Source organism: Mycobacterium sp. THU-M104, assembly GCF_049197365.1.
In the GTDB taxonomy this organism is placed as follows: Bacteria; Actinomycetota; Actinomycetes; order Mycobacteriales; family Mycobacteriaceae; genus Mycobacterium.
The window spans coordinates 1-12765 of record NZ_JBMIOP010000030.1 but is presented as its reverse complement, the minus strand read 5'-3'; the positions used below and the strand labels follow the sequence as shown (position 1 = coordinate 12765).

Here is a 12765-nt window from a genome sequence, read left to right as displayed (position 1 = left end):
GGCCCTCAGCGGTGGCCTGCGCGAGCTCCGGTTCGGGATGCGAGCTGAAGAATTGGAACGGCGTCGAGGCGCCCCACTCCTCGCCCATGAAAAGCATTGCCGTGTAGGGCGATCCGATGGCGAGGACAGCCTTGACCGCGAGCTGGCCGGCGGTCAGGTTCTGCGATGGGCGGTCCCCGAGGGCCCGGTTGCCGACCTGGTCGTGCGTGCAGGTGTAGGCGAGGAGCCGGGTGGCCGGAACGGTCGTCGTGTCCAGCGGGCGACCGTGGCGGCGGCCCCGGAATGACGAATACGTCGCGGCGTGGAAGTAGCCGCGGCGCAGCGTCTGGGCCAGCACTGCCAGCGAATTGGAGTGGGCGCCGAAATCGGCGTAGTAACCCTGGCTTTCCCCGGAGACCGCGGTGTGGATGGCGTGATGGATGTCGTCGGACCATTGCGCGCTGATCCCGTAGCCGCCGTTATCCCGGGTGGTGATCGGCCGCGGGTCGTTGAGGTCGCTTTCGGCGACCAGCGACAGTGGGCGTCCCAATCGCTTTGACAGCCAATCGGTTTCGGTGGCCATTTCCTCGAGGATGTGGATGGCGGTGGTGTCGACCAGCGCGTGCACGGCGTCCAGGCGCAGCCCGTCGGCGTGGAAGTCGCGCATCCAGCGCAGCGCGCACCCGATGATGTAGCGGCGCACCTCGTCGGAGTCGGCCTCGGCGACATTGATGCTCTCGCCCCAGGGATTGCTGCCCGAGGACAGGTACGGGCCGAACCTCGGCAGGTAGTTTCCCGACGGACCCAGGTGGTTGAACACCGCGTCGATCAGCACGCCCAAACCCCTCGCGTGGGAGGCGTCGATGAAGCGGACCAGGCCGTCGGGCCCCCCGTAGGGTTCGTGCACGCTGTACCACAACACGCCGTCGTAGCCCCAGCCGTGGGTGCCCGCGAAGGAGTTGACGGGCATCAGCTCGACGAAGTCGATCCCGAGATCGACCAGGTAGTCCAGTCGTTCGATTGCGGCGTCGAACGTGCCGGCGGCGGTGAACGTGCCGACGTGCAGCTCGTAGATCACCGAACCCTCGACCGGGCGGCCGGGCCAGCCGGAGTCGGTCCAGGCGGCCCGCGCGGCATCCCACAACTGTGAGCGCGCGTGCACTCCGTCGGGCTGGCGCGGCGACCGCGGATCGGGTAACACCGTGGTGTCGTCGTCGAGCAGGTAGCCGTAGCGAGCGTCCGGCGCCGTCTCGACGGCCGCATGCCACCAGCCGTCCTCCGAGCGCCTCATCGGGTGCGCCGTGCCCTCGACGTCGAGCCGGACCAGCTCCGGTGTGGGCGCCCAGAGCCGGAATTCAGTCATGGTGGCGCTCCAGCAGCGCGACGGGCAGGTCCGCGAACAGTCGGGCGGCTGACGTCGGACCGTCGGCGATGGCGCCGGTCAGCGTGTTCTTCCAGGTCCCGCCGGGCAGCGGTAGCACGGTGTTGCCCCAACCCCTCTCGGCCAGCCGCACCGTCCAGCGGGTCACCGCGACCACGATGTCCTCGCCGCGGCGGAATGCCACGACGTGCTCGGCGGCCTCGCCGTCGGCCAGCACCGGCGTGTAGGCGCCGCGCAGAAAGCACTCCGGGTGGGTCCGCCGCAGCCGCAGTGCCGTCGTGACCACACGCAGCTTCGGATGCCGTAACTCGGCCAGGGCGGACCGGCGGGCGGCATAATCGACCGGTCGGCGGTTGTCCGGGTCGACGAGGCTGTCGTCCCACAGTTCGGTGCCCTGGTAGACGTCGGGCACCCCGGGCACGGTCAGCGCGAGCAGCTTCTGGCCCAGCGCGTCGCTGGTGGCGTGCGAGTCGATTTGGGCGACAAGCTCGGTCAGCTGGTCGGCGACCGGGCCGTCGAGCACGGTGTCCAGCCACCGGTGCACCGCGTCCTCGAACTCGGTGTCCGGGTCGTTCCACGACGTGTGCCAGGACGCCTCCCTGATCGCCTTCTCGGCGTAGGCGTGCAGCCGCCGTCTCAGTTCGTCGGTGACTCGTCCGTTCTCGGGGCCGCCGACCGGCCACACCCCGAAGATGTTCTGCCACAGGAACTGCCCGGTCGCCGGGTCGGGTGAGGGGGCCGCGACCTCCCAGCGGGAGACGAACTCGGCCCACAGCGACGGCACCTGCGAGAGCACACCGATGCGGGCGCGCACATCCTCGCCGCGCTTGGTGTCGTGGGTGGTCAGGGTGGTCATCGCCTGCGGCCACAGCCGGGCACGGGTGGCGGCGCTGTGATGGAACTCCGCGGCACCCACGCCGAAGCGGTGCGGCTCACCGCCGACCTCGTTGAGTGACACCAGCCGGGGGTCGCGGTAGAACAGGCAGTCCTCGCTCGCCTTGGCGGTCACCGCGCCGCACAGCTGCTGCAACCGGGTCGCCGGCTCGCCCCCGCGGGCCAGTGCCGCGGCGAGAACGGCCAGCGCCGGTGCTAAATGTCCTGCACCCGACTGTGTTTCGGCCAGCGCCGTGGGCATCGTCGCGGCCAGCCCCGGATAGTCGGAGCGGTAGACCCGGATGCGGCTGAGCAGGGCGGCCACCGCCTCGGACAGCAGCGGATGATCGGCGCCGGCGGCGGCGACGACGCTGCGGCGAAGCCGACGCAGCTCGCTGCCCAACGTGTCAATGGCCGAGCGGACCTTGAGATCGGCCAGCTGCGCCGGCATCGCCCGGTAGTCCACTCCCGCGGATTCGACCAGCGCGGTCAGCGCCGGCGCGCCCGCCGGGTCGACGAAGATCCCTCCCACCTGGCGCAGCACGTCGTAGCCGGTGGTGCCGGCCACGGGCAGCGTGGGCTCGAGCGCCTCGTCGGGCGCCAGGATTTTTTCGATGACGATCCAGGCGTCGGAGCCGACGAGGTCACGCAGCTTTGCCAGATACCCGCAGGGGTCGGACAATCCGTCCGGGTGGTCGATCCGCACGCCGTCGACGAGCCCCTCGGCGAACCAGCGGGCGACCTCGCGGTGGCACGTGTCGAACACCGTGGGATCCTCCTGGCGCAACCCGGCCAGCGAGGTGATCGAGAAGAACCGGCGATAGCCGCAGACACCGTTGCGCCAGCCGACCAGCCGGTAGTGCTGGCGATCATGGACCTCGGAGCCGGGGCCTGTCACGGTGCCGGGCGCGATCGGAAACGCCAGATCACCCAACCGCAGCACGTCCCCGTCGACCCGCAGCGCGGCGGTGTCCTTATCAGAAGCCAAGACCGGCAACACGATCCTGCCGTCCTCGTCCAGGTCCCAGTCGATGTCGAAAAACGTTGCGTAGGGAGAGGATCGGCCGTTCCGCAGGACGTCCCACCACCACGGGTTCTGTTCGGGTCTGTCGATGCCGACGTGGTTGGGCACGATGTCGACGATCAGCCCCAGCCCGCGCTTCCGGGCCGCCGCGGACAACCGCGCCAGCCCCTCGGGGCCCCCGAGTTCGGGCGAGACGGCCATGGGGTCGGTGACGTCGTAGCCGTGGCTGGAGCCGCGGACCGCCGTCGTGATGGGGGACAGGTACAGGTGCGAGACGCCCAGGTCGTCGAGGTAATCCAGCAATTCCTCGGCGTCGGCGAAGGTGAATGCGAATCCGCTCGATTCGCCACGCAACTGCAACCGGTAGGTGGCCAGAACTGGTAATGCCATGCGTTACAACGTCTTGCGTAAGACCAGCAGCGAACGCGACGGCACAGTGATCTTCTCTTCGGCGTTGACGACCTGGTCGGCCTGGCCGGCCGGATCGTTGGTGTCCAGTTGCACGGTCCACTCCTGGGCGTAGTCGGAGTGCGGCATGACGAACTCCAGCGTCTGTTCGTCCGCGTTGAAGCACAACAGGAACGAATCGTCCACGACTCGCTCCCCGCGTGCGGTGGGCGCGGTGATGGCTTCGCCGTTGAGGAACACAGCCACGCACTTGTGCAGGGGTTTGCCCCAATCTTCGTGCGTCATCTCCTGGCCCCACGGCGTCAACCAGGCGATGTCGCGCACTTCGTCGGCGCTGCGGATCGGCTCACCGTCGAAGAAGCGTCGACGCCGAAACACCGGGTGATGTCGGCGCAACGTGGTCACCGTGCGGGCGAATGCCAGTAGATCCGGGTTTTTGTCGGCCAGTGACCAGTCCATCCAGGACAATTCGGAATCCTGGCAGTAGACGTTGTTGTTGCCGTTCTGGGTGCGCCCGAACTCGTCGCCGTGCAGGATCATCGGCGTACCCTGGCTGAGCATCAGGGTGGCCCAGAAGTTGCGCATCTGGCGGTGTCGGAGCGCCAGCACCTCAGGGTCGTCGGTGGGCCCCTCCACGCCGCAGTTCCACGACCGGTTGTGGCTTTCGCCGTCGCGGTTGTCCTCGCCGTTGGCCTCGTTGTGTTTCTCGTTGTAGGACACGAGATCGTTCAGCGTGAAGCCGTCGTGGGCGGTGACGAAGTTGATGCTGGCGCTGGGGCGCCGGCCGGTCGCCTCATAGAGGTCGCTCGACCCGGTCAGCCGGGATGCGAACTCGCCGAGGGTTGCGGGTTCGCCCCGCCAGTAGTCACGCACAGTATCGCGGTACTTCCCGTTCCACTCGGTCCACAAACCAGGGAAGTTGCCGACTTGGTAGCCGCCCTCGCCGACGTCCCACGGCTCGGCGATCAACTTGACCTGGCTGACGACCGGGTCCTGCTGGACCAGGTCGAAGAACGCGCTGAGCCGGTCGACGTCGTGCAGTTCGCGGGCCAGTGTGGCGGCCAGGTCGAAGCGGAACCCGTCGACGTGCATCTCGCTCACCCAGTAGCGCAGCGAGTCCATGATCAGCTGCAGCACGTGCGGGTGGCGTGCGTTGAGGCTGTTGCCGGTTCCCGTGTAATCCTTGTACAACCGCAGGTCGTCCTCGACGAGCCGGTAGTAGGCGGCGTTGTCGATGCCGCGGAAGTTGATGGTCGGACCGAGGTGGTTGCCTTCGGCGGTGTGGTTGTAGACCACGTCGAGGATGACCTCGATACCGGCCTCGTGGAGGGCGCGGACCATGGCCTTGAACTCGGGGACACTGGCCTTGCGGTTGGCGGCATACTCGTTGTGCGGGGCGAAGAACCCGAATGTGTTGTAGCCCCAGTAGTTTCGCAGGCCCAGGTCGAGCAGTCGCGAGTCGTGCATGAACTGGTGCACGGGCATCAGTTCGATGGCGGTGACGTTGAGCGACTGCAGGTGATCGATGATCACCGGGTGGGCCAGCCCAGCGTAGGTACCGCGCAATTCGCCGGGAATGCCGGGATGGGTCTGCGTCATGCCCTTGACGTGGGCCTCGTAGATGACCGTCTCGTGGTACGGGGTGTTGGGGGACCGGTCATAGGCCCAGTCGAAGAACGGGTTGATCACGATGCTGGTCATGGTGTGGCCCAGCGAGTCCACCATCGGGGGAGTCCCGGTGTCGGCGTTGTCGGGGTCGTGCGGGTCGACGGCCTTCATGTCGTAGGAGTACAGCGCCTGGTCGAAGCCGAAGTCGCCGTGAAAGGCCTTGCCGTAAGGGTCTAGCAGCAACTTGCTGGGGTCGCAGCGGTGGCCGGCCGCCGGTTCGAAGGGACCGTGGACGCGGAATCCGTAGTGTTGGCCCGGGCCGACGTTGGGCAGGTAGGCATGCCAGACGAACCCGTCGACTTCCTCCAGGGAGATCCTGGACTCGTCTTTGCCGTCATCGTCGATCAGGCACAGTTCGACCTTCTCGGCGACCTCGGAGAACAACGAGAAGTTGGTGCCGGCGCCGTCGTAGGTGGCTCCCAGCGGGTAGGGAGTTCCCGGCCACACCGTGGCGAGTCTGGGATGGTCGGGATCATCAGCGCCTGCTTTGGAGGCGCGATTGTTCGTCGGCATCACAAAACCTTATCCGCGCCGCGGGTTCCTCAGCGTGTCACCACCAGCCCGTGTTCGCGGCGATCTGGCGGCCCAGTTCGTTGGTCATGGTTCGCACGTAGGTGGGGGACAGGTGATGCGTCCCGTGGTAGATGAGCACGTTTCCCTCGACCGCGCGGCAGACGTCGGCCCGGCACACCGCATCCGACATGTCGAGCGGCTTGAGCACGGGGAACCGGTCCACGAAATCCAGGGTCGGATTGTGGTCGGCCAGCACGTCGGACCGCTTGATCCCGCAGGACACCGCGTTGCCCCCCTTGGCCAGGCAGTCCGCGGGGTCGAACGGTTTGCCGTCCCTGACCAGCCACGGGGTATCGCGCATGGCAAGGACGGGAATGTTGTTGTCGAAGAACGCTTGCCAGATCCCGATGTAGGTCGCCGGCATGACATCGCCGGGTTTGACGTTCCAGGGGCGAGTCGAGGTGGTGAACACGTAGTCGGGACGATCGGCGATCAGCTTGGCCATCGTCCGCTGCACCCACACCCGGCACTGCGGGTACGCGGCGTTGTTGCCCATGATCAGCGGGACTTCCGCCGTCGACAACGGGCAGCCCATTTTCAGATAGGTGACCACCTTGAAGTGGTGCAGGCGGCCGAGCTGGTCGAGCGCGGGCAGCCAGTGCTCGGCGTGCGAACCGCCCGCCAGCGCGATCGTGCGGGTGGCGGCCGCGTCTCCGTAGGTGCAGTTGACCACCGCCGGGTTGGCGAAGTCGCTGATGCACCCGTCGCGGGTGGAAGCGGGGTAGTCGTGGCGGACCTCCAGCACCGTGGGCCGCATGCGCAACGTGGGTACCCGCACGTGCGCGGTCAGGGCGCGGGCACCGGGATAGTCCCGGGCGCTCAGGCCCCGCAGCTCGTTGCCCGAGGCTCGCAGGTCGGTGACGTGCTCGCGCCAGGTGAACGACGTCGCGGTCAGCGTCACACCCAGCAGCACCACCGCAGACCCCAGCGCCATCGTCGGCCGGCGCAGGCGGGCCTGCCACGGGATCGCGGGAACGGGCGCGCCGGCGGCCGCTCGGTAGCGCAGCGGGTTCTCGACGAGCCGGGTGGTCAGGTAGGCCAGCACGCCGGACACCGCCAGCACCGCCGAGCCCTCGAGGAAGTTGGCGTGCCGGTGACCGGTGAAGGACAGCCAGAAGATCAGCAGCGGCCAGTGCCACAGATAGAGCGAGTACGCGATGGTGCCCAGCGCCACCAGCGGACCGGTCGCGAGGAGCCGATTGGGCAGCGGCAGCCTACGGCTACCGTCGGGATCGACCGGCAGGTTGGCGCCGGCGAGGATCATCAGCATGGTGGCGCCCACCGGTACCAGCGTCCAGGGGCCCGGGAATTCGCGCACGCCGTCGATGAGCGCGCCGCAGGACATGATCGTGGCCAGCGCAATGGTGGCGACCGTCGTGCGCAGCCACATCGGCCAGCGCAGGTAGGGCACCACCGCACCGGCGAGTGCGCCCAGCAGCAACTCCCAGCCCCGCGCAAAGCTGTTGTAGTAGGCCGTCGACTGGTTGTCCTGATGGGCGATGATCGCGCAGACGAACGAAGCCACCGTCAGCGCGCCCAGCAGCACGACGAACCCGGTGCGCAGGCGAGCGGCACGTTGATCCCTGGACAGTCGGCGCCACAGATAGGCGAAACCGGCGACCAGCAGCAGGAAGGCGATGAAGAACTGGCCCTGAACCGACATCGACCAGATGTGTTGCAGCGGGCTGACCGCCTCGCCGGCCTTGAGGTAGTCGGACACGGTGTCGGCCAGTTCCCAGTTCTGGTAGTAGCCCAGGCTGGCCAGACTCTGGTTGGCGAACGCTTCCCAGCGTGTCTCGGGCTGCACGAGGATCGTGAGCACCGCGCAGGCGGCCAGCACCACGACCAGAGCGGGTACCAGTCGGCGGACCAGCCGGATCGCCTCGGCGACCGGCGACAGCGACGCGGTGGGTTTGAGCGTCGCGCGCAGGATCTTGCCGCCGAAGAAGAACCCCGACAGCGCCAGGAACACATCGACGCCGCCGGAGACGCGGCCAAACCAGACGTGGAACATCGCGACCAGCGCAATGGCGATACCGCGCAGGCCGTCGAGGTCGTGGCGATAAAAGCTGGCCGGGCGAGCCCAGCTGACCGGCTCCGGGCCGGTGGCCGGCGGAGGGGGCGGGGACGAGAGGCGCAACAACATGGTTGGTGCCAATTTACCTAAACCGCCACCTGCTCTCTGCCGTGATCACCGGTGATCGAGCAGGTGGCGGCTGTTTGGCAGGCCAGCGGCGGTCAGCGCGCGATGCCGGCGGGCGCGGGCTGCAACGTTGCCGGTTGTGTCGGCAACTGCAGCGCCGGCATTTGCTGCAGGGGGGCCTGCTGGACCGGCCGCTGTTGCGGAGCCTGCTGGGCTGGCGTCTGCTGGGCGGGCGTCTGCTGGGCGGGTGCTTGCTGTTGCGGCGCCTGCTGGGCGGGCGCCTGCAGGGCGGGCGTCTGCTGGACGGGCGCTTGCTGCAGCGGAGCCTGCTGGGCGGGCGCCTGCCGGGTACCGAGGACCCGGACCAGGTAGGGCGTCATACCGTTGCTGCGCACCGGCGCGACCTGGACGACGTCGCCGACTTCCAGCATCTGCCCGTTACCCAGGTACATCGCCACGCTCTGAGTGCCCTCGGGGCCATAGAAGAGCATGTCGCCCCGGCGAGCCTGCTGCGGCAGCACTTTCTGGCCGAGCTTGTAGATGTCGCCGGAGGAGCGCGGCAGCCGGATCCCGGCGCCCGCATAGGCGTACTGCATCAGGCCCGAGGCGTCGAAGCCGACAGTGGTGATGCCGCTTCCTCGGCCGCGGGTCGGGCCCGTGATGCCGCCGCCGCCCCAGGCGAACGGCACGCCGCGCTGGGACAGCCCGCGCATGACGACGACGTCGGTGGCCTGCTGATAGTCCATCGGCCGCACGACCGGGTCTGCGCTCGCCGCGGCCGGCGCGAGCAACGCGCCGGCCAGCATGGCCAGGCCCGTTGCGAAGAGGTAAAGGCGTTTCATGCGGGTTCCTTCCGGTTCAGCGGCTCCGGCGCGGTGACGTCGCGCATCGGCCGCCATTGCTTGCATGACTCGCTCGAAGGCCTCACCGTCGAGGCCCGCGTCGCGGCATGACTTTAGCTAGCTAGATAACTAACTAACTAACTAACTAAGTAGCTGAGCGGGTGAATGAATCAATGAAGCAATGAATGATTCAATGCAGCCGTTTGCGTTTGCACCGCCTCATTCACACCAGTCACTACAGACACTTTTACAACAGAATCCAGGGTCGGGTGACAGCTGGTGGGGCTCACACGGGATTATTTGCCGGAACGTGATCGGACAGTGACTGGGCCAGCGAAAACCGCATGCGCAGTGGTGATTTCGATCTCGCGGTGGGGCCGCGGCGGGCATTGGTGGTCTCGCCCGTGAATGCGACCGGGTTGTCACCAGACGCCGCTGGTGCCGAGTATGGGCTGGCGGCGTCGAGACTGCGTTCAGCGCTACTTTTTCGCCTCGACGTCGCTGCCACCGCAGGCTCGACAACTCAGCGAACGGGCCCGACGAACGTACCGGCGGGACCCCTCAGCGCCAGTAGCTTTCGCTGAAGGTGGTGAGCATGAAGCCGGCCACCGAGGCGACCATGAGCAGTGTGAGCGACAGCACCGGCCAGAAGGACATGTACCAGCCCTTCAACAGCGACACCACCGGACCGAGGACGGCTGCGGCAATGGCCGCGCCGATTCCACCCCACGCCAGCGGTCGGATGTAGAAGTCGATCCCGAAGGGCACCGCGCCACACTCGTCCCCCTCGCACACGTGGGCGAGGAAGCCGAAGAGCCGCACCGGCCATGTGGTCTCGGTGGCCAGCATCAGGAGCAGGATCAGCAGCGTGACGGTGCTGATGACGTCCCACGGGACCAGCCTCAGCCGCAGCACCCGGGGCGTTTCCTCGTCGTAGTCGACCGGCGTCCACGTGGCGGGGTTCGCCGGGCCGGGGTCCTCGGGCTGATGTGGCGTGGCCATGTCCTCCCATGCTTCCCGATGGCCGGGAAATGTGCGACCCGGCTGCTTTACGCTGCATGTCTATGCCCGCGGCCAGAGCCCGGTTGACCCCCGGCGAAATCACGGCGATCGACGCCGCGCACTTGTGGCACCCCTACAGCACCATCGGCAGGGAAGCTGTGCCGCCCGTCGTGGCGGTCGGCGCCCGCGGCGCCAGGCTGACGCTGATTCGCGACGGACGGCCGGCTGAGGCTCTGGACGCGATGAGCTCCTGGTGGACCGCCATCCACGGGCACGGCCACCCGGTTCTGGACGCGGCGCTGACCACCCAGCTCGGCGCGCTGAACCACGTGATGTTCGGCGGACTGACCCACGAACCCGCGGCTCGGCTGGCTCAGCTACTGGTGGAGATCACGCCCGCAGGACTGGAGACGGTCTTCTTCAGCGACTCGGGGTCGGTGTCGGTCGAGGTCGCGGTGAAGATGGCGCTGCAGTACTGGCGCAGCCGTGCGCGGCCCGGTAAACACCGGCTCATGACCTGGCGCGGCGGCTACCACGGCGACACCTTCACCCCGATGAGCGTCTGCGACCCCGAGGGCGGCATGCATGCGCTGTGGAACGACATCCTCGTCCGCCAGGTGTTCGCCCCGCAGGTGCCGCGGCACTACGACCCGGCCTACAGTGCAGTGTTCGAGGAGCAGCTGGCCGAACACGCTCACGAGCTGGCGGCCGTGGTCGTCGAGCCCGTCGTGCAGGGCGCGGGCGGGATGCGCTTTCACGACCCCCGCTATCTGTCCGACCTGCACCAGATGTGCCGGCGCCATGAGGTATTGCTGGTGTTCGACGAGATCGCCACCGGCTTCGGCCGCACCGGGGAGTTGTTCGCAGCCGACCACGCCGGGGTGAGCCCCGACATCATGTGCGTCGGCAAGGCGCTGACCGGGGGATACCTGAGCATGGCCGCCACCCTGTGCACCCGCGATATCGCCGACACGATCAGTGCCGGGGAGGTGGGTGCGCTGATGCACGGTCCCACGTTCATGGCCAATCCGCTGGCCTGCGCGGTGTCGGTGGCCAGCGTCCAGCTGCTGCTGGGCCAGGACTGGCGGTCGCGGGTCGCCGAGATCGGCTTCGGCCTGGCCCACGGGCTCGAGCCAGCGCGGGCGCTACCCCGTGTCACCGACGTGCGGGTATTCGGCGCGATCGGCGTCATCGAATGCGACCGGCCCGTCGAGCTGGCCGCCGCCACCGCGGCGGCGCTGGACCGCGGTGTCTGGCTACGTCCGTTCCGCAACCTGATCTACGCCATGCCGCCCTACATCTGCACGCCCGCCGAGATCGCGCAGATCGCGTCCGCGATGGTCGAGGTCGCGCGGCTCCCCGTCGACGCGTGAGCGCCTGACCAGGGCGCGCTTCGAGGGTGAGGGCGGTGGGCGCGGGAAGCGCGTCCCAGGTGCGGCCGTCGCGGGCTCGCGCTCTCAGGAAAATCTCAACAACTTCTTGGGCTTTGGCTAGCTCGGCACAAAGGATCCACAAAGCCGGGGGGCCCAGTATCTATCTCATGACCAGCGAGTTGCTCTGCGCGAACCTCATCGAACGCTACCTGGACACCTGCGGGCTGCGTTTCCTCCGGGGCGACCACGATGGCGAGTACTTCTGCGCCGCGAACACCGCCTCCGGCCGGCTTCATGTCCGCCTCGAGATTTGCGCGTCGTTCGGCGACGTCGTGAACATCAGTGTCACTCCCGCCCGGTCTATCCCCGTCGCCGACCGTCCCCGGCTGACGAACTTCGCCGACACGTGGAACCGGCAAAACCGCGGAGTCACCGCGATCGTGCAAGGTTGCCCGGACCCTCAGCGAATCGGTATCTCGGCCCGCAGGTCCCAGTGGATCCGGGACGGTATCACGTTCGAGGAGTTTGCCTCTTTGGTGGACCGCACCATCGCCGCCGCGATCGATTTGTTTGCTCAGGTGAAGCCTGTTGTGGACGTGCCCTCGACCACGCAGCCGGTGTTACGGAACGCCGGCTGAGATTCCGGCGCCACGCACATCGACAACCCGCAGAAAGCGGGGTCGGCAACCGCTAAGAATACTTAGCCTGAATCCGTGGTTGGGCCGGTGATTTGATCGGCGCGTCAACAGCGAAAGCGCCTTCTGAACTGGGATAATACGAGTGCTGACGTCGTATTTGTCCAGAGTTCAAGAAGGCACTTTCGATGCACTCATCCTATACGTTCACCGCCGACTCGGCGGTCTTTGACGAGCAAAACTTCGTGGCGGCCGCGGGCCTGGTGCCGGTGTTGGACCTAGCTGAGCAGGCTGGTCTTTCGGAGTTGATCGGCGAACATGTGGACCTGCCGTCGACGCGGGTGGCGTCGGGGGCGGTGAATCCGGCCGGCAAGCTGACCTCGATCATCGCGGGCATGATGTGCGGCGCGGACAGCATCGACGATGCCGGCGTGCTGCGCGCGGGCGGCACCCCGCGGGTGTTCGACGAGGTGTATGCGCCCTCCACGTTGGGGATCTTTCTGCGCGAGTTCACTTTCGGGCACGCCAACCAACTCGCTGCGGTAGGTCGAGCCCATCTGGTGGCGCTCGCGGCGCGGGTACCGCTGTTACCCGGCATCGAGCAACGCGCTTTTGTCGACATCGACTCGCTGCTGCGCCCGGTCTACGGGTACCACAAGCAGGGCGCCAGCTTCGGGCACGCCAAGATCGCCAGCCGCGCGCTGCTGCGCAAAGGCCTCTCACCGCAGATCACTACCATCTCCACCGCGCAGGCCGCACCGGTGATCGCCGAGGCCAGGCTGCGCAGCGGCAAGGCCGCCTCCGGGCGCGCGGCCGCCTCCCAGATCACGGTGGCCATCGGCACCGCCCGCGCCTGCGGGGCCG

The 12765-nt window shown here is 67.7% G+C and carries 8 protein-coding genes and 1 pseudogene; 3 read left to right on the top strand and 6 right to left on the bottom strand.

Translation table 11 applies throughout. The annotated features are described in order from the left end of the window. The 6 genes from treZ to ACOJVU_RS02880 all read right to left on the bottom strand — a co-directional run. On the bottom strand, window positions 1–1342 hold a 1342-nt coding region (gene treZ / locus ACOJVU_RS02905), incomplete at its 3' end, for a malto-oligosyltrehalose trehalohydrolase (RefSeq protein WP_421528395.1). Further along, the gene (gene treY, locus ACOJVU_RS02900) at window positions 1335–3647 is read right to left on the bottom strand and encodes a malto-oligosyltrehalose synthase (protein WP_421528394.1); all 2313 of its coding nucleotides are present in this window, start codon (window positions 3645–3647) and stop codon (window positions 1335–1337) included. The genes treY and treZ, both read right to left, overlap by 8 nt. A gap of 3 nt (window positions 3648–3650) precedes the next feature. Further along, window positions 3651–5846, bottom strand: a complete 2196-nt coding sequence (gene glgX, locus ACOJVU_RS02895) for a glycogen debranching protein GlgX (protein ID WP_421528393.1) — start codon at window positions 5844–5846, stop codon at window positions 3651–3653. Between the two features lie 37 nt (window positions 5847–5883). Then, on the bottom strand, window positions 5884–8052 hold the full coding sequence (locus ACOJVU_RS02890) for an acyltransferase family protein (RefSeq protein ID WP_421528392.1): 2169 nt from the start codon (window positions 8050–8052) through the stop codon (window positions 5884–5886). 92 nt (window positions 8053–8144) lie between these two features. After that, the gene (ripD, locus tag ACOJVU_RS02885; protein WP_421528391.1) at window positions 8145–8891 is read right to left on the bottom strand and encodes an NlpC/P60 family peptidoglycan-binding protein RipD; all 747 of its coding nucleotides are present in this window, start codon (window positions 8889–8891) and stop codon (window positions 8145–8147) included. Between the two features lie 561 nt (window positions 8892–9452). Continuing rightward, window positions 9453–9893 (bottom strand): hypothetical protein, encoded by a 441-nt coding sequence (locus ACOJVU_RS02880; protein WP_421528390.1) that lies wholly within the window; start codon window positions 9891–9893, stop codon window positions 9453–9455. A 62-nt stretch (window positions 9894–9955) separates the two neighbouring features. Between ACOJVU_RS02880 and ACOJVU_RS02875 the strand changes: the two genes are divergently transcribed. The 3 genes and pseudogenes from ACOJVU_RS02875 to ACOJVU_RS02865 form a co-directional block, all read left to right on the top strand. Further along, window positions 9956–11266, top strand: coding sequence for an adenosylmethionine--8-amino-7-oxononanoate transaminase (locus ACOJVU_RS02875; protein WP_421528389.1), 1311 nt, complete (start codon window positions 9956–9958; stop codon window positions 11264–11266). Window positions 11267–11433: 167 nt separating this feature from the next. Continuing rightward, complete coding sequence (locus ACOJVU_RS02870; protein ID WP_421528388.1) at window positions 11434–11904, top strand: YbjN domain-containing protein; 471 nt, start codon at window positions 11434–11436, stop codon at window positions 11902–11904. A gap of 185 nt (window positions 11905–12089) precedes the next feature. Further along, window positions 12090–12765 (top strand): annotated as a pseudogene (locus ACOJVU_RS02865) (IS1380 family transposase); the annotation flags it as partial.

What these genes read in the sequence shown, in the direction of transcription:
- treY (WP_421528394.1), bottom strand. Translation starts at nt 3,647, where the DNA reads ATGGCATTACCAGTTCTGGCCACCTACCGGTTGCAGTTGCGTGGCGAA.
- ACOJVU_RS02875 (WP_421528389.1), top strand. Translation starts at nt 9,956, where the DNA reads ATGCCCGCGGCCAGAGCCCGGTTGACCCCCGGCGAAATCACGGCGATC.
- ACOJVU_RS02870 (WP_421528388.1), top strand. Translation starts at nt 11,434, where the DNA reads ATGACCAGCGAGTTGCTCTGCGCGAACCTCATCGAACGCTACCTGGAC.
- glgX (WP_421528393.1), bottom strand. Translation starts at nt 5,846, where the DNA reads ATGCCGACGAACAATCGCGCCTCCAAAGCAGGCGCTGATGATCCCGAC.
- ACOJVU_RS02880 (WP_421528390.1), bottom strand. Translation starts at nt 9,893, where the DNA reads ATGGCCACGCCACATCAGCCCGAGGACCCCGGCCCGGCGAACCCCGCC.
- ripD (WP_421528391.1), bottom strand. Translation starts at nt 8,891, where the DNA reads ATGAAACGCCTTTACCTCTTCGCAACGGGCCTGGCCATGCTGGCCGGC.
- ACOJVU_RS02890 (WP_421528392.1), bottom strand. Translation starts at nt 8,052, where the DNA reads ATGTTGTTGCGCCTCTCGTCCCCGCCCCCTCCGCCGGCCACCGGCCCG.